Source organism: Roseibium sp. R5 (assembly GCF_055755305.1).
In genome coordinates this window covers 1,319,578-1,334,877 of sequence record NZ_CM146910.1, presented here as the reverse complement: position 1 = coordinate 1,334,877, position 15,300 = coordinate 1,319,578, and the positions used below count along the sequence as shown (strand labels likewise).

The following is a 15,300-nucleotide window of genomic DNA, read 5'->3' as shown; positions in this document are numbered from 1 at the left end:
GTCCAGTTTTCAGCCGCGCAACGCGGCATGAATGGTGGATTTGCCTTGCATTGCGTGTTTCGGGCAGGTAGCGCAAGAAAATCGGGACATCCTTGAGGTCGGAACCGAGTGTTTGAATTGTGGTAAAGGGATCCGTGATGACAGAGCCAGGCGGCGGACAAACAGGTTCCAAAAACCGTTACAGCTTGTCGGAACACGCCTTCACGGCGCCCAATCTGGAACCGGCGCTCTACATTGTCTCCACGCCGATCGGAAACCTTGGTGACATCACCGTGCGCGCGCTGGAAACACTCGCGGCTGCGAGCATGATCGCTTGTGAAGATACGCGGATAACATCGACGCTTACGCAAAAATTCGGCCTCAAGACCCCGCTTCTTCCATACCACGAGCACAACGCCGATAAGCAGCGGCCTAAAATTCTCGGAGAACTTGAAGCCGGCAACGCGGTTGCCCTTGTATCCGATGCCGGCACGCCGCTGGTGTCTGATCCGGGCTACAGGCTGGTCCGGGACGTTGTTGCGGCAGGATACAAGGTGTTCCCGATCCCCGGCGCCTCCGCCCCCCTCGCAGGTCTGGTTGCATCCGGGCTCCCCAGCGACACGGTTCTGTTTGCAGGTTTTCTGCCGCAAAAAGGCGGCCCCAAGACAAAGCGCCTTGAAGAGCTTGCCAAAACACCGGCGACACTGATTTTCTTTGAATCGCCCCATCGGACTGCGGCAACCCTGGAACTCATGGCAACGGTTTTTGGCGGAACGCGAGAGGCGGTGGTCGCCCGCGAGCTCACCAAACGCTTTGAGACCTTTGAGCGGGGAACGCTGCAAGAGCTGGGCAACCGGTTCGCAGATCAAACCGTGAAGGGTGAGATCGTCATTCTGGTGGGACCGCCAGAGGAAAAACCGGAAGCAGATGCAGAAGACCTCGACACCCTGCTCCGGGAAGCGCTCTCGGATATGCCCGTTAGCACAGCCGCTAAACAGGTTTCCAAGGCAACGGGTCTGGATCGCAGCGAGGTCTACAAACGGGCGCTCGAACTCAAGGCTGGCACCTGACCATGGCAGAAGGCGACGGCCGCACTACCGAACACCGCCGCAAGGCTCATTCCCGCGGCCTTTCCGCAGAGACTTATGCGGCCTGGTATTTGCGCCTGACCGGTTGGCGCATCCTGAAGCAACGCTACAAGACGAAGGCGGGCGAAATCGACTTGATCGCCAAGAAACGCAAGACCGTCGCCTTTATCGAGGTCAAAGCGCGTAAATCCAGGCAAGCCGCGCTTGAAGCAGTGACCCCGGCCAGCCAACAGAGGATCGGCCGGGCCGCAAAGATCTTCGTCGCAGAACATCCGAAAGCCGGCTTTTTCACGCTCCGGTTCGACGTCATGATCATTCGCCCGTGGGCACTGCCTGAGCGGATCGTGAACGCCTTTGAGGCGAGAGACTGACACCAGGCCTCTAGACAAACCCTGTCACGGACCGCATATCTGCCGCGAACAGTCTTTTGTCCCAAGCGCACCGTTTCAAACGGATGGCGCCCCGCCGGGAGTGGCCTCATGCCGATAAAAGTCGCGGTCCAGATGGACCATATCGAATCCATCAACATTGCCGGCGACAGCGCCTTTGCGATGATGCTGGAGGCCCAAAAGCGCGGCCACGAGCTCTATCACTACACACCGGACCGGCTGGCAATGCGCGGTGATGAGGTCTTTTGCGCGCTTGAGCCTGTCACAGTGCGCGATGAAAAGGGCAACCACTTCACGCTCGGCGAACGAACACGCACAAACATGCGCGAGATCGATGTGGTGTTGATGCGGCAGGACCCGCCGTTCGATCTGTCCTATATCGCGGCAACGCACATCTTGGACAAGATCCACCCGGACACTCTGGTGGTGAACGATCCAACGGAAGTACGCAACGCGCCGGAAAAACTGTTCGTCACCGAATTTCCGGATTTGATGCCGCCGACTCTGATCACCAAGGACCGTTCGGAGATCGATCTCTTCCGGGAAGAATACGGCGATATCGTCATGAAGCCGCTCTTCGGCCATGGCGGCGCGGCGGTGTTCCGGATCACAAAAGATGATCTGAACTACGGATCGCTGTACGACTTCTTTGCCGCCACATTCCGCGAACCCTGGGTCATTCAGCAGTTCCTGCCGAACGTCAAACACGGCGACAAACGCATTCTCCTGGTCAACGGTGAGTTTGCCGGTGCGGTGAACCGTGTCCCGGCGGCGGGCGATCTCCGCTCCAACATGGTGCGTGGCGGCGCGCCGACAGACAGTGATCTGACAGAACGGGAACGGGAAATCTGCGCCCGCCTCGGACCGTCTCTGCGTGAAAAAGGCCTGATCCTGGTCGGCATTGATGTGATCGATGGCATGCTGACGGAAATCAACGTCACCGCCCCAACCGGCATCCGCGCCATCCAGAACCTCGGCGGACCCGATGTCGCGGCAAAGGTCTGGGATGTTCTGGAGCAAAAAATCAAGGGCTGAACCGTGGCTCGGGGCTGCAGCAGCCAGAAAAAAACCCTCACACCGAGGTGTGAGGGCTGAAGTGTGTGCTTAGACAATGCAATAGAGGGCCTATTCAGCAGCCTCTGTATTTAGAACACCCGGATAGGTCCAATCTTCCGCGACCGTTTCAAAAAATATTCTAAACCTTCAAAAACAGTCTCAAGCCTCCCCTGCGAGCAAAAGGTATTTGGCGTGACAAACGCCGAAATCCTCAAGACAAGCACGATAGGTTCAAGCAACAACCACAGCCTCAACGGTATTTAGGCATCCAAAATAAATTGGTTAATAATTGATTATCATTCTCGCCCCTTAACCAATTAAATCACTGAGGATATTTTCTTTTCAAGACAAGTCTTGTCGCTCTACTGAGACGTACAGTAATTCGTTAACCAAGAAAAAGTAGCGTCTTTTGAAATTATAACGCAAAGGAAGATTTGCATTTCTTTGGCTTGGGAGACACCGAATTCACCGACTATTGGAGGCACCATGCCCAGCCAGTATCCCTTGAAAGTTATGAGCACCGCAGTCGTCGGCATTGGCTCCTTACTGCCACTCGCTGCAACAGCTGCAGACCTGCCAACACTCGATCCGATCATTGAAGCACGCCCTGTCAGCAGCTGGACGGGCTTTTATGCTGGCGCATTCTTGGGCTGGGGATGGTCAGATGATGATGCGACCACAACGGGCACCAGCGGCTTTCAATCCCTTGGCAGCACGATTGTTCCCTCTTCCCTTGGCCTCTCGGGAAATGGGGTCCTGGGCGGTCTAACCGCTGGTTATGATTATCAGATCAACAGTTTTGTGGCCGGTCTCGAAGGCGATATTTCCTGGGCTGACATCAACAAAAGCAGCTCGTTTACAGGTGCTGCGGTTCTTGGAACCCGCCTTACCACATCCGCAAAGAAGCGGATGAGCTTCTTCAGCACAGTGCGCGGACGGCTCGGCTATGCCGCGTCCGACCGCTTTATGGTCTTTGCAACAGGCGGTCTGGCCATGGGTCAGGTTGAACTGGAGACGTCGGTCAACGGTGTCGATGCGCCCGCACTTGCATGGAACGGCAGCGACGATGAGCTGAAATTCGGTTGGACCCTTGGCGGCGGCGCGGAAGTCAAAGTCACCGACAACATCTCAATGAAGCTCGATGGCCTCTACTATGATCTGGAAGACAGCAATATCACAGCCACCGGGAATGCGGCCGTACGATCGGTCGGAGCGCTGGATGGCATTGATTATGCTGCAGAATCCGACAACACAGGCTTTCTTGCCCGCCTCGGCGTGAACTACCGTTTTTAATTGGATATCGGACAAAGAAGCCCCCTCAGTTGCTTGGCCTGAGGGGGCTTTTCTTTAGGTGCCGCGGTTATTCTGCAGCGTCTGTTGCCAGCACGCCCCGGCGGATCTGATCTTCCTCGATGGATTCAAAAAGAGCCCGGAAATTACCTTCGCCGAAGCCCTCGTCGCCTTTTCTTTGAATGAATTCAAAGAAGATCGGCCCGATGACGGTCTTGGAAAAAATTTGCAGAAGGATCTTGGTCATGCCGCCATCGATGACGCCTTCGCCATCGATCAGGATGCCGTGACGCTTCATCCGCTCGATCGGTTCATCATGGCCATGCACCCGGCCACGAGACATCTCGTAGTAAGTGTCCGGCGGGCCCGGCATGAATTTCAGCTCGTTGTCCGCCAGCTTGTCGGTGCTGGTGTAAATATCATCCGAGCCGACCGCGATGTGCTGAATGCCTTCGCCCTTGTACTTGCGCAGATACTCTTCGATCTGGCTGGTATCATCCTTGGATTCGTTCAGCGGAATGCGGATCTTGCCGCACGGCGAGGTGATCGCCCGGCTGACAAGGCCTGTGATCCGGCCATCAATGTCGAAGAAATGGATCTGTTTGAAATTGAAGAGATCGCGGTAAAAATCCCACCACTTGTCCATATTGCCGCGGTAGACGTTGTGCGTCAGGTGATCGAGGTAATAGAAGCCGACCCCTTCCGGTTTCGGATCCACGTCCCCAAGCCAATTAAATTCCGCTGAATAAGCTGATCCCTTGTCGCCGTAGGCTTCGATGAAATACAGCAGCGAGCCGCCGATGCCCTTGATGGCGGGAACGTTCAACGTCTTGTCATTGTCCGCGTAGGGCTCCGCCCCTTTGGAAATGGCATGGTCATAAGCCTTTTGCGCATCGACCACCCGCCATGCCATGGACGGGGCACACGGTCCGTGATCTTCAACGAAACGCATGGCGTGGCTGCCAGGCTCGGCGTTCAGCACATAAGTAATGTCACCCTGACGGTAGAGCGTAATCTCTTTGGTCTTGTGTTTCGCGACCGGCACATAGCCCATCTTGCGGAACAGAGCATCGAGCTTCTCCGGTTCCGGATGTGCAAACTCGACAAACTCAAAACCGTCCGTGCCGGCCGGATTCTGCGGGGTGATTTGCGCCGGCGGCGCATTATGCGGGAACGGTCCCATGGCGGATCCTCCTGGAAAGTGCAAACTTAGCGTCTAGAATGCCCGGGACTGCGCGCAGGGTGTGTGCAATCTGCGTGATTTACCGTATAGTGATGCGTATTTCGTGCGTAGTTAGAGAAAAATCAGCATGCAAATTGCACTGGACAGCTTTGATGTGAAGTTGCTCGCCGCCCTTCAGGAAAATTCAGCCGCAACCAATGCGGAGATTGGCGAAACAATCGGCCTTTCTGCCAGCCAGGTCTCCCGGCGCCGGCAGAAGCTGGAGGACAACGGCATCATCCGCCGGTACCGGGCGGCCTTGGATCCAGAGGCCCTGGGTTTTACCGTGACAGCCTTCGTCGGCGTGACCTTAGGCGCCCACAGCCGGGAAAACGCCCGAAAGTTTCGCAACATGGTCACCGCCATGCCGGAAGTTCAGGAAGCCCATACGCTCACCGGGGATGTCGATTACATGCTGAAAGTGGTCGTCCGGGACCTGAAAGCTCTCAGCCGGATCGTCAACGACGAACTCTTGCCGCAGGAAGCTGTCCAGCACGTGAAGTCCTCCATTGCAATGGACACATTGAAGGACGACAACTTGTTACCTTTGACGTGAATATCGGCACAGCGGTCGCTAACCCAAACTGTTTGATGAAAAACCGTCATGAATTACGTCATAACCTTGCGACCGGGCGCAAAATTCCCATCTGAAGAACGATGATTTCGTCCTCTGCGGACATAGGGAGCCAAACATGTTTGATGCAAAATCCTTGCTGGATCAGTTTTTGGGTAGCCAGGGCGGCGCCCCCGGCGGGCAAGGCGGCCAATATCCTGGTCAGAACCAGCGTGGCGGATCCGGTGATCTTCTCTCCCAAGGCAAGGATTTTCTGTCCTCACAAGGTGGCGGCCTGGCACTTGGCAGCCTTGCCGGTTTGATGCTCGGCTCAAAGTCCGGCCGGAAGATCGGTAAAAAAGCGGTCACTTATGGCGGTTTGGCGCTGGTAGCCGGTCTTGCGTACAAAGCTTATCAGGGCCATCAGGCCAACAAGCAAAACGCGCCACGTCCACACTATCCGCAAGACGAGCCGATCCCGCTGGAAGCCCCGCGCGGCACCGCCTTTGACCCGGCACAGCAGCCGGGCGGCGAAAACCAGTTCGCAGTCAACCTTCTGACCGCCATGATTTCAGCCGCCAAGGCTGACGGCCATATCGACCGGGACGAGCAAGACAGGATCTTTGAAAAGATCGATGAAGCCGGTCTCGACAGCGAAGCCAAAGCGTTCCTGATGGATGAGCTGCGTTCGCCGCTTGATCTCGACAAGGTCGTCGCCAGCGCAACTTGCCCGGAAACGGCAGCCGAGATCTACGCCGCGTCCCGGCTCGCCATTGACCCGGACCATCCGGCGGAAAAAGCCTATCTCCAGATGCTGGCCGCCCGGCTTGGCCTCGAAGAGGGTCTGGTGCAGGAAATTGAAATGGCGGTCCGCGAAGCGGAGATGGCAGGGTAACACCTTCAGTTGCTACGGGGTCCGGGAAGCGGTTACGCCCCCGGTTCCCAGCCTTCAGGCGCCATTTCAAATCCTTCGAACTGAAATCCCGGCGCGACGGTACAGCCGACGAGTGTCCATGCTCCGAGTGAGCGGGCTTGCTGCCAGGCCTCACGCGGCACGATGCCCTGCGGGCGCTCTCCGCCAGCCAAGTCATTGCCAAGCTGGATCACCTGCTTGTCGTTGCCATCCAAGCTGATGGACAGTTCCAGCGCCGCACCGGCATACCAGTGCCAGGTCTCCACAGCGTCCACCCTGTGCCAGCGGGACACGACGCCTTCCGGCAACAGGAAATAGATCAGCGTGGAGGCCGCACGTCCTTGCGCGTCCGTGACATCATCACGAAAGGTTTCTGCATAAAACCCGCCCTCCGGATGCGGCTGCATCTTCAGGAGGTCAACGATGTTGTCGGCGGAAAGAGTTGGATCAACCGGCATACCTGTCCCGTGGTCTAAGGCAATTGGAACACCTGAATAACAGGTGTTTCCAATCCGCGCCGGAGATTTATTGGGAGTTGGACAATAATGTCAGTGATTGGGTTTGGACTCGGTGCAAAACGCGATGTCATCGACGGTTTCCCGGAGAGCGGCGACGATTTCTTCGTAGAGCACTTGCATATCGAGGCGGTGGCCACCGCCGTGGGTGAGTGGAATGGGTTCGGCCTGGCTTGCAATTCTCTGCACCACATCCTGGGCGCGTTGTTCCGGAGTCCGTCCGGATGGGTCTAAAGACCTGTCAGTCGTCATGGTTTCTGCCCCTTACAGGATCATAACGACTTGGATATAGGAGCGGTTGGCCTGCGTTTTTAGCGGTCCGGTCAAAGTTTCTTGATCGAGCCGCACCATCAGGCGGGTGGTAAATGCAGCGTCAAGACACTGCACCACGATCAGGCATTGTCTTTGCGCGTGCGGATTTCAGTGAACACTGCCTCTGCCGGCTGCCCCGCCATGCCCAGCGCGTCCGCGACCGACGCTTCACCTGCGCGAAGAAATGGGTTGGTTGCCTTTTCCGCTGCCATTGTCGTCGGGAGTGTTGGCTTGCCCAGAGCGCGGATGTCGGCAATTTCCTTCGCACGCGCCTGCAAGGCTTCATTGCTCGGCTCGATGGTCAAGGCAAACTTCGCATTGGCCTCGGTGTATTCATGTCCGCAGTAGATCGTGGTGTCGTCCGGCAGCCGGTGCATAAGATGAGACAGCGAGGCCCACATCATCTCCTTGTCGCCTTCAAACACCCGGCCGCAGCCCAGCGCAAACAGTGTATCGCCGGTATGGGCAACCTTGATTGAGGGAATGTACCAGGAAATCTGATCCAGCGTGTGGCCAGGCGTTGCAATGGCCTTGACCTCATAAGGCCCGCACAAGACATCATCGCCGTCCTCGACGGTCCGGTCGAGCTCGGAGATCTTTTGACGTGACCGCTCTGGACCGATCACCACCGCACCGGTTTTGGTCTTCAACTCTCCCAGCCCCTGCACGTGATCCCAATGATGGTGGGTGATCAGGATATGGCTGAGTTTCCAGCCGGTTTCCGCCAAGGCCGCCTCATAGGCTGCCGCATCCGGCACATCGACAGCCACGGTCGTGCCGCTCTCGCGGTCATGTATGAGGACACCAAAATTGTCGTCCAGGCAGGCAAACTGATGAATTTCGGTGGTGTCGCTTAAAGACATGAGAAGCTCCTCGGCCGGGGATCGGAATGCGCGCCACAGTGGCAAAGACCGGCGCTGCGGGCAAGCCATTGAGGTGTATCCGCTTGGCGGGATTTCAAGTCTTGCGCTCCACTACAGTTCCCTGTTCAATCGCCGTCCAAGCTTCCATCAGGCGAATTTTATGTATCTCGACGTCGTTCATTTGCGGGCCTTTTATGATCTTCCACTTGGGCAGTTGCTGCGAGGCTTGATCGGCGCACCGGTCGCGCAGATGTGGCCGGATATTCAAGGGCAAAGCCTGTTGGGTCTCGGGTATGCCGGTCCGTTCATGCGCCGGTATCACGGATCGGCCGAACGGGTAATCTCCGCCATGCCCGCCCCCCAAGGCGCCATCCACTGGCCGCGGGAACATGCCAACTCCTGCGCCCTGGTCGAAGATGAGGCTTTGCCGTTTTCCGACGCAACATTCGACCGGATCATGCTGGTGCACGCACTGGATCATTGTTCCGATCCATCGGCGATGCTCCGGGAAGTGTGGCGCGTGCTCGCCCCGGGCGGCCGAGTGATCGTTGTTGTGCCCAATCGGCGCGGTTTGTGGGCCCGCTCGGAACTCTCCCCATTCGGCTATGGCCGGCCGTATTCGGGAAGCCAGCTGAAGGAACTCATGAAGAACTGCCAGTTCAATGTCTTGAGCGATTCTGAAGCCCTCTTCATGCCGCCATCGCGGGCGGTCAGCATACAGAGAACGGCGCGGACCTGGGAGAACCTTGGGCGCCGATTCTGGCCGGCATTCGCCGGCATCCTGATCCTTGAAGCGGAAAAGCTGGTGTTCCGCAGTTTGCCGGTCGATGGCAAGAAGAGCCGCCTCCGGGTTCTGCGCCCCGTGTTCATTCCGGACGGTGCAGCGACCGGGTTGAAACCAGTGCGCCGGGAACGGTCGGAGCAGTAGTGCCAGGTCCGGAATTCTTTTGCCTTTGCCCTGACAGATGCCTATGACTGGGCCGCGTCTGCACACGCTTGTTTTGAGGGATTTTTGAATGACCCGGAGCCCGGATAACGGCGCATCAATCGATACCGCCCGCGCCCGTCTCGCTGAAATCGATGCGCGCATTCACGATGCGCTGGTGGAACGTCACCAAACAGAGACCAATCTCGCCGCTCTGCACGAGGGCGCAGACACCTCCTCCCGAGCCCAAGACTTTGACCGTGACACCGACCTGATCCGGTCATTGGCAGAGCTCAATCAAGGCGCATTGCCCTTAGTTGCCCTTGAAGAAATCTGGCGCGCAATCCTCTCAACAAGCTTATACCCGCCCGCTGGGTCCGCGATTCATCTGGACGGCAGCGGTGATCTCGTGGGCATGCTGGATCTTGCCCGTTATTATTTCGGGTTTTCGGCGGACCTTGTGCCGGGAAGCGATGCTGCGGATGTTGCTGGCGCTGTAAGCGATGCCGTCTCAGACATTGGACTTGTGGCCTTGACCGACCGGGCGGATCTGCCCTGGTGGCGCGGGTTGAATGAAAGCGGTGCTCAGATCCGGGCGCGCTTGCCCCTCGTTCTTGTTGATGAACGACCGGCAGATTTGCCGGCGCTGGTTCTTGCCAAATCCGACAGGATCATCGACAAGCCGGAAATTGCGGTTTATGACGCGCGTTGGTCTGACCGTTTGCCAGGCAAATTGATGGACCAGGGGATCGAAGTTCTGAGCTTCTACCGCTCGGCAACCGGCGTGGATGCACTGCTTGCCGTTTCCGGCGATCTGCCGGAGGACGCTGTCTTGGCAGCTTGCCTGGAAGCAGGCGCCGCACCAGACGTATTGAGAGCAGTTGGTGGTTATGCAGCGCCAATTGACGGGGCAAGCGATCCAGATGATGTGTTTGACCCTGCAGATGCAGGGGACTTGGGATGAATGACATGACGATTGCAGTGACTGAAGTCGATCAGACGGCCGTTCAGAGCCGCCCGCAGCCGAAACAAGGCGTGTTGGATATTGCCCCCTATGTGCCGGGCAAATCCAAGGGCTCTCATGGCAAGACACTTCATAAACTCTCGTCAAATGAAACACCGCTTGGTTTCAGTGACACGGTGTCCGCAGCAATCGAAGGCGTTGCAAAGTCCTTAGAGCTTTATCCTGACGGCGGGGCGACCGAATTGCGGGCCGCGATCGGGGATGTTTACGGCCTCAATCCGGATCGCATCATTTGCGGCGCAGGATCGGATGAAATCCTGAGCATGCTCGCCAACACCTATCTCGATGAAGGTGATGAGGCGATCTATTCGGAGCACGGGTTCCTCGTTTACGAGATCGCCATCCGCGCCGCTGGGGCAACACCGGTCGTTGCGCCGGAAGAAGATTTCACCACCGATGTAGACGCGATCCTGGAACGGGTGACCGCCAAGACAAAGATGGTTTTCCTGGCCAATCCGAACAATCCGACCGGCACCTACATCCCGTTTGAGGAGGTCAAGCGCCTGCATCAAGCTCTGCCGCCACATGTTCTACTCGTGCTGGATGCCGCTTACGGTGAATATGTCCGACGGAACGATTATGAAAGCGGGATCGAGCTGGCCGCGACTGCCGACAACGTTGTTATGACCCGGACCTTTTCGAAGATCTATGGCCTTGCCAATCTGCGTCTTGGTTGGGGCTTCGGCCCGGCGCACGTGATTGATGCCATGAACCGCATACGCGGGCCGTTCAACGTCTCCGGCGTTGCGATTGCAGCAGGCGCAGCGGCTGTCCGCGACCGGTCCTTCGTGACCGCATCGGTCGAGCACAATGAAAAATGGCTGCCGTGGGTGACGTCCGAATTGGAAAAACTCGGCCTGACGGTCACTCCAAGTGTTGGCAATTTCGTTCTGGTCCATTTCCCGGACGTTGATGGCAAACGGGCAACAGATGCGGATGCGTATCTTCTGGAGCGCGGCTGTGTTCTGCGCTTGGTGGGCAATTACGGCCTGCCGAACGCAATTCGCATGACCATTGGCAGCGAAGAGGCCAACCGCACAGTGGTTGCGCACCTGAAGGATTTTCTGGCGCAAGCCTAAAATAAAAAGACCTTATGACCAACGCCCCCATTTTTGAGCGCATGGCCCTGATCGGGATTGGCCTGATCGGGTCGTCCCTTGCCCAGGCCGCCCGCCAGCGCGGCCTTGTGAAAGAAATCTCCATCTCCACCCGCTCCGAAGCAACGCTTCGGCGGGCTGAGGAGTTGGGGCTTGGCGACAGCTATTCGGTCGATGCCGCTGTTGCGGTTGAAGGGGCAGATCTTGTCATCCTCTGCGTGCCGGTTGGGGCAAATGAAGCGATCGCAAAGTGGATTGCTCCCGCCTTGAAAAAGGGGGCAATCCTGACAGACGCCGGCTCGACCAAAGGGTCCGTTGTCGAGCAGGTCGCGCCGCATGTGCCGGAAGGTGTGCATTTCATCCCGGGCCATCCGATAGCGGGTACCGAACAGTCCGGCCCGGATGCCGGCTTTCCAACCCTGTTTGATCAGCGCTGGTGCATTCTGACACCGCCGGAAAACACCGACCCGGACGCGCTGGAAAAGCTAAAGGCGTTCTGGCAGGGCTGCGGTTCTGACGTCGATCTGATGGATCCCAAGCACCACGACCTCGTGCTCGCGATCGTATCTCACCTGCCTCATGTCATCGCCTACAACATCGTTGGCACGGCCGACGATTTGGAAGCGGTCACGAAGTCGGAGGTGATCAAGTATTCGGCCTCTGGTTTCCGGGACTTCACCCGTCTTGCAGCGTCTGACCCGACCATGTGGCGGGATGTGTGTCTGAACAACAAGGACGCAATTCTAGAGATGCTGGCACGGTTTTCAGAAGACCTGTCAGCCCTGCAAAGGGCCATCCGCTGGGGCGACGGCGACAAATTGTTCGATATGTTTGAGCGAACCCGCAGCATCCGCCGCTCGATCATCGAGGCAGGTCAGGAAACCGATGCACCAGACTTCGGCCGCCACTCGGGCGACTGACTGGGCTTTAGGATCAGGACCCATTAATTAGAGCGCGTGACGATGTACTCCGCCAATGCGTTAAGCGCAGTGGCCTTGTTCCCATAAGGCGCCATCAGGCCATGGGCTTCCTCAAGAAGCGCCTGCAGCTCTGCACGGGTCTTGTGTTTGCCCATAAGGCCGACCAGCGTTGCCTTTCCCGCTTCTGCGTCCTTGCCGGTTGCCTTGCCCATGGCTTCCGGACTTGCTTCCACATCCAAAAGATCATCGGCCAGCTGAAAGGCGAGGCCGATAATTTCTCCAAAACGGGTCAAGCGGTCCACATCGGCATCTGAAGCATCGCCCAAAATGGCGCCTGCCCGGCAGGCATAGCGCAAAAGCGCACCGGTCTTCATCGATTGAAGGTGCCGGATCTCAGCTTCGGACCGGTCCCGGTGCTCCGATTCCAAATCCAGCATCTGCCCCCCGGCCATGCCGCCAATGCCGGACGCCCGAGCAAGCTCGCGGGATAATCTCAGCCGGGTTCCTGCCTCCGGATGCACCGCCTCATCGGTGATGACATCAAAAGCCAGCGTCAAAAGCGCATCGCCTGCAAGAATGGCGGTCGCATCATCATAGGCCTTGTGCACCGTCGGCTGGCCACGGCGCAGATCATCATCATCCATGGCTGGCAGGTCGTCGTGAACCAGCGAGTAACAATGGATGAGTTCCAGGGCACAACCCGCTTGCACCACCCCGTCATCCGCCCGGCCGAAAAGCCCTGCCGCATCCATAACCAGCACCGGGCGCAGACGTTTGCCGCCGTTGAGCGCCCCATGACGCATGGCATTGATCAACCGCTCCGGACGGGAAATTTCGCCATCGCTCGGGCGGTTCTCAAGCAGGCTGATAAGAGCCGTCTCGATGAGTCCGGCCTGCGCCGCCAGATGGGATTTCAGGTCAAATGTCACACAAGGGCTCCCGAGCCGGGTTTACAGTCTTTGCCAATGGGGTTTCCCTGAAGCGAAATCGCTGTATCGTCAAGGCTTGTCTTTGGAATTAGTCCGCTTTTGCCTACCCGCCGCACCGGCCGCAATCCCTTGGAGAATTGACATATGAAATTGCTGTCCAGCTTGCTCCGCACCTTCATCAAGAACGGACGGATGCGCGTTTATGATGTGTCCGGTGCGTTGCATGAATTCGGATCCGGCGAGAACGGACCGACTGTCACAATCAGGCTGCATGACAAAAAACTTTACACGTCGCTGTTTCTCAATCCGGAGCTGGCAGCAGGCGAAGCCTACATGGACGGCACACTCACAATGGAGGAAGGGTCGACCTGCTACGATTTCTTGTTTCTGTTTTCGATCAACCGGGCACCATTGGGAGCGCATCCGGTCCAGGGGCTCCTTCGCAAGGGCTGGAAGGCTTTCCGCCGCCGCCAGCAAGCCAACAGCGTCGACAAAGCCAAGAAACAGGCACGGCATCATTACGATCTCTCAACCGACCTCTACCGCCTGTTTCTCGATGACGGGATGAATTACTCCTGCGCCTATTACATAAGCCCGGACGACAGCCTTGAGGACGCCCAGGCGGCCAAGCTGACCCATTTGGTCGCAAAGCTCGACTTAAAGCCGGGCATGGAGGTTCTCGAAATCGGCGGCGGTTGGGGATCTCTCGCGATCCAAATGGCGAAGGCCGGCGCCAAAGTCACCTCGCTGAACGTATCACCTGAGCAGGTAAAGATCGCCGAGGAACGCGTTCGCGAAGCCGGCGTTGAAGACAAGGTCACGTTTGTCCTCAAGGATTACCGGGAATTTGAAGGCCAATTCGACCGGGTGATTTCCGTTGGCATGATGGAGCATGTCGGGATCGGTCACCAGGATGAGTATTTCGCCAAGGTGAAGGACTGCCTGACCGACAACGGCTTTGCCGTGATCCACTCGATCGGCCGCATGACCCCGCCAGGAACCACCGGTCCGTTCTTCCGCAAGTACATTTTTCCCGGCGGCTATGTGCCCGCGCTTTCGGAAGTCTTTGCATCGACCGAACGCCTTGGGCTATGGGTGTGCGACGCAGAAATCCTGCGTCTGCATTACTATTATACCTGCCGGGATTGGCGGGTGCGGTTCCTGGACAAGTGGCAAGAGGCAGCCGATCTTTACGACGAACGCTTCTGCCGGATGTGGGAATTCTATCTGTGTGCGGCGGAGCTCGGGTTCCTGCACGGATCGAACATGGTGATGCAGTTGCTTTTGTCGAAAGAGCGCGACGCCGTGCCGATCATCCGGGACTTTATCGTCGACAACGAACGGGAAATGAATGCCACGGGCTGAGGCCAAAACGGACAAGACCCGAAGGTCCAAACATGGGATCTTGACCTGGAAGGGTTTCCGCAGGCGGCTGGTGCAGCTTCTCGTGGTTCTCTTATTGGTGCCGCCGATCCTGACCGTGATTTACTCTGTCGTGCCACCGGTCAGCACCTTGATGCTCGCCCGTTATGTGCAATTTCTCTGGGTGGACAGGCAATGGGTTCCGCTGGAAGACATATCGCCCAATCTGATCCGCTCGGTTATTGCGTCGGAAGACGGCAGGTTTTGCATCAGTCACGGGGTGGACTGGGGCGCCTTGCGGGAACAGGTCGAGGCGCTGAGTGAGGGTGAGCGTCCGCGTGGGGCTAGCACCATCACAATGCAGACCGCCAAGAACCTCTTTTTGTGGAATGACCGGTCCTACATCCGCAAGGGGATGGAAATTCCGCTCGCGCTCATGCTGGACGCGATCCTGACCAAAAAAAGGATCCTGGAAATCTATCTGAATGTCGCCGAGTGGGGTGAAGGCATTTTTGGGGCCGAAGCAGCTGCCCACGCCTGGTTTGGCAAACCTGCCAAAGACTTGAGCAGCCGGGAAGCAGCGCGGCTGGCAACTGCTCTGCCCAATCCGCTTGGCCGCAACCCAGCTAAACCGTCAGCAGGACACCAGCGTCTGGCGTCCAAGAACGTCGCCCGGGTCCGCAGCGCCGGGCCAATTTTCGAATGTGTTCTGGGGAAATAATCACAAGCCTCTATCCGCTGGCCGGTATCCCACCTATCAGGTCAAAAGAAAATTTCATCAATGGGGTGGCAAAACGCCGGCGTTGCCTGTATAACGCCGCGCATTCGAACACCTGCGTGCAGCCACGCCCCGGGCTTTCCCG

At 57.6% G+C, this 15,300-nt stretch carries 17 protein-coding genes; 12 read left to right on the top strand and 5 right to left on the bottom strand.

Annotation, left to right across the window (positions count from 1 at the left end; all coding sequences use genetic code 11):
* Positions 1 to 137 precede the first annotated feature (137 nt).
* From rsmI to AC0J4F_RS06105, 4 genes are all read left to right on the top strand, one after another.
* On the top strand, positions 138 to 1,049 hold the full coding sequence (gene rsmI / locus AC0J4F_RS06120) for a 16S rRNA (cytidine(1402)-2'-O)-methyltransferase (protein WP_473025716.1): 912 nt from the start codon (positions 138 to 140) through the stop codon (positions 1,047 to 1,049).
* 2 nt (positions 1,050 to 1,051) lie between these two features.
* A complete protein-coding gene (locus AC0J4F_RS06115; protein ID WP_133952566.1) occupies positions 1,052 to 1,438 on the top strand; it encodes a YraN family protein in 387 nt (128 codons plus the stop codon).
* Between the two features lie 108 nt (positions 1,439 to 1,546).
* Entirely contained in the window at positions 1,547 to 2,491 is a 945-nt protein-coding gene (gene gshB, locus AC0J4F_RS06110) for a glutathione synthase (RefSeq protein WP_133952567.1), read from the top strand.
* A gap of 507 nt (positions 2,492 to 2,998) precedes the next feature.
* The gene (locus AC0J4F_RS06105; protein ID WP_473025715.1) at positions 2,999 to 3,805 is read left to right on the top strand and encodes an outer membrane protein; all 807 of its coding nucleotides are present in this window, start codon (positions 2,999 to 3,001) and stop codon (positions 3,803 to 3,805) included.
* Positions 3,806 to 3,872: 67 nt separating this feature from the next.
* Here the strand turns inward: AC0J4F_RS06105 and hppD are convergent, their stop codons facing one another.
* Positions 3,873 to 4,985 (bottom strand): 4-hydroxyphenylpyruvate dioxygenase, encoded by a 1,113-nt coding sequence (gene hppD / locus AC0J4F_RS06100; RefSeq protein ID WP_473025714.1) that lies wholly within the window; start codon positions 4,983 to 4,985, stop codon positions 3,873 to 3,875.
* A 127-nt stretch (positions 4,986 to 5,112) separates the two neighbouring features.
* On the opposite strand from hppD, the gene AC0J4F_RS06095 reads away from it, so the two are divergent.
* Both AC0J4F_RS06095 and AC0J4F_RS06090 read left to right on the top strand, forming a co-directional pair.
* A complete protein-coding gene (locus AC0J4F_RS06095; RefSeq protein ID WP_422020499.1) occupies positions 5,113 to 5,580 on the top strand; it encodes an Lrp/AsnC family transcriptional regulator in 468 nt (155 codons plus the stop codon).
* 136 nt (positions 5,581 to 5,716) lie between these two features.
* Complete coding sequence (locus tag AC0J4F_RS06090) at positions 5,717 to 6,472, top strand: tellurite resistance TerB family protein (RefSeq protein ID WP_306149321.1); 756 nt, start codon at positions 5,717 to 5,719, stop codon at positions 6,470 to 6,472.
* Between the two features lie 32 nt (positions 6,473 to 6,504).
* Here AC0J4F_RS06090 and AC0J4F_RS06085 read toward each other — a convergent pair whose 3' ends face one another.
* From AC0J4F_RS06085 to gloB, 3 genes are all read right to left on the bottom strand, one after another.
* Complete coding sequence (locus AC0J4F_RS06085) at positions 6,505 to 6,948, bottom strand: cupin domain-containing protein (protein WP_133952572.1); 444 nt, start codon at positions 6,946 to 6,948, stop codon at positions 6,505 to 6,507.
* A 90-nt stretch (positions 6,949 to 7,038) separates the two neighbouring features.
* Positions 7,039 to 7,257, bottom strand: a complete 219-nt coding sequence (locus AC0J4F_RS06080; protein WP_133952573.1) for a hypothetical protein — start codon at positions 7,255 to 7,257, stop codon at positions 7,039 to 7,041.
* Between the two features lie 140 nt (positions 7,258 to 7,397).
* Positions 7,398 to 8,180, bottom strand: coding sequence for a hydroxyacylglutathione hydrolase (gloB, locus tag AC0J4F_RS06075; protein ID WP_473025713.1), 783 nt, complete (start codon positions 8,178 to 8,180; stop codon positions 7,398 to 7,400).
* On the opposite strand from gloB, the gene AC0J4F_RS06070 reads away from it, so the two are divergent.
* The 4 genes from AC0J4F_RS06070 (at position 8,179) to AC0J4F_RS06055 (ending at position 12,146) form a co-directional block, all read left to right on the top strand.
* Positions 8,179 to 9,108, top strand: a complete 930-nt coding sequence (locus AC0J4F_RS06070) for a class I SAM-dependent methyltransferase (protein ID WP_209002598.1) — start codon at positions 8,179 to 8,181, stop codon at positions 9,106 to 9,108. The genes gloB and AC0J4F_RS06070 overlap by 2 nt on opposite strands.
* A gap of 88 nt (positions 9,109 to 9,196) precedes the next feature.
* Positions 9,197 to 10,069, top strand: a complete 873-nt coding sequence (locus AC0J4F_RS06065) for a chorismate mutase (RefSeq protein WP_473025712.1) — start codon at positions 9,197 to 9,199, stop codon at positions 10,067 to 10,069.
* Complete coding sequence (gene hisC, locus AC0J4F_RS06060) at positions 10,066 to 11,208, top strand: histidinol-phosphate transaminase (RefSeq protein ID WP_133952576.1); 1,143 nt, start codon at positions 10,066 to 10,068, stop codon at positions 11,206 to 11,208. Before AC0J4F_RS06065 ends, hisC begins: the two co-directional genes overlap by 4 nt.
* A gap of 14 nt (positions 11,209 to 11,222) precedes the next feature.
* Positions 11,223 to 12,146, top strand: a complete 924-nt coding sequence (locus AC0J4F_RS06055; RefSeq protein WP_209180309.1) for a prephenate/arogenate dehydrogenase family protein — start codon at positions 11,223 to 11,225, stop codon at positions 12,144 to 12,146.
* 23 nt (positions 12,147 to 12,169) lie between these two features.
* On the opposite strand, the gene AC0J4F_RS06050 is transcribed toward AC0J4F_RS06055, so the two are convergent.
* Positions 12,170 to 13,075, bottom strand: a complete 906-nt coding sequence (locus AC0J4F_RS06050) for a polyprenyl synthetase family protein (RefSeq protein WP_473025711.1) — start codon at positions 13,073 to 13,075, stop codon at positions 12,170 to 12,172.
* 144 nt (positions 13,076 to 13,219) lie between these two features.
* Between AC0J4F_RS06050 and AC0J4F_RS06045 the strand changes: the two genes are divergently transcribed.
* Positions 13,220 to 14,440: a class I SAM-dependent methyltransferase gene (locus tag AC0J4F_RS06045; RefSeq protein WP_473025710.1), complete on the top strand. Its 1,221-nt coding sequence runs from the start codon at positions 13,220 to 13,222 to the stop codon at positions 14,438 to 14,440.
* The gene (gene mtgA, locus AC0J4F_RS06040) at positions 14,427 to 15,158 is read left to right on the top strand and encodes a monofunctional biosynthetic peptidoglycan transglycosylase (RefSeq protein WP_209180318.1); all 732 of its coding nucleotides are present in this window, start codon (positions 14,427 to 14,429) and stop codon (positions 15,156 to 15,158) included. Before AC0J4F_RS06045 ends, mtgA begins: the two co-directional genes overlap by 14 nt.
* The last annotated feature ends 142 nt before the right edge of the window (positions 15,159 to 15,300 follow it).

Bases quoted from the DNA above. Each gene is read 5' to 3' on its own strand.
- hisC (WP_133952576.1), top strand. From the start codon at position 10,066: ATGAATGACATGACGATTGCAGTGACTGAAGTCGATCAGACGGCCGTT.
- AC0J4F_RS06065 (WP_473025712.1), top strand. From the start codon at position 9,197: ATGACCCGGAGCCCGGATAACGGCGCATCAATCGATACCGCCCGCGCC.
- AC0J4F_RS06105 (WP_473025715.1), top strand. From the start codon at position 2,999: ATGCCCAGCCAGTATCCCTTGAAAGTTATGAGCACCGCAGTCGTCGGC.
- AC0J4F_RS06045 (WP_473025710.1), top strand. From the start codon at position 13,220: ATGAAATTGCTGTCCAGCTTGCTCCGCACCTTCATCAAGAACGGACGG.
- gshB (WP_133952567.1), top strand. From the start codon at position 1,547: ATGCCGATAAAAGTCGCGGTCCAGATGGACCATATCGAATCCATCAAC.
- AC0J4F_RS06080 (WP_133952573.1), bottom strand. From the start codon at position 7,257: ATGACGACTGACAGGTCTTTAGACCCATCCGGACGGACTCCGGAACAA.
- mtgA (WP_209180318.1), top strand. From the start codon at position 14,427: ATGCCACGGGCTGAGGCCAAAACGGACAAGACCCGAAGGTCCAAACAT.
- hppD (WP_473025714.1), bottom strand. From the start codon at position 4,985: ATGGGACCGTTCCCGCATAATGCGCCGCCGGCGCAAATCACCCCGCAG.
- AC0J4F_RS06095 (WP_422020499.1), top strand. From the start codon at position 5,113: ATGCAAATTGCACTGGACAGCTTTGATGTGAAGTTGCTCGCCGCCCTT.
- AC0J4F_RS06070 (WP_209002598.1), top strand. From the start codon at position 8,179: ATGAGAAGCTCCTCGGCCGGGGATCGGAATGCGCGCCACAGTGGCAAA.
- AC0J4F_RS06085 (WP_133952572.1), bottom strand. From the start codon at position 6,948: ATGCCGGTTGATCCAACTCTTTCCGCCGACAACATCGTTGACCTCCTG.
- rsmI (WP_473025716.1), top strand. From the start codon at position 138: ATGACAGAGCCAGGCGGCGGACAAACAGGTTCCAAAAACCGTTACAGC.
- AC0J4F_RS06055 (WP_209180309.1), top strand. From the start codon at position 11,223: ATGACCAACGCCCCCATTTTTGAGCGCATGGCCCTGATCGGGATTGGC.
- gloB (WP_473025713.1), bottom strand. From the start codon at position 8,180: ATGTCTTTAAGCGACACCACCGAAATTCATCAGTTTGCCTGCCTGGAC.
- AC0J4F_RS06090 (WP_306149321.1), top strand. From the start codon at position 5,717: ATGTTTGATGCAAAATCCTTGCTGGATCAGTTTTTGGGTAGCCAGGGC.
- AC0J4F_RS06115 (WP_133952566.1), top strand. From the start codon at position 1,052: ATGGCAGAAGGCGACGGCCGCACTACCGAACACCGCCGCAAGGCTCAT.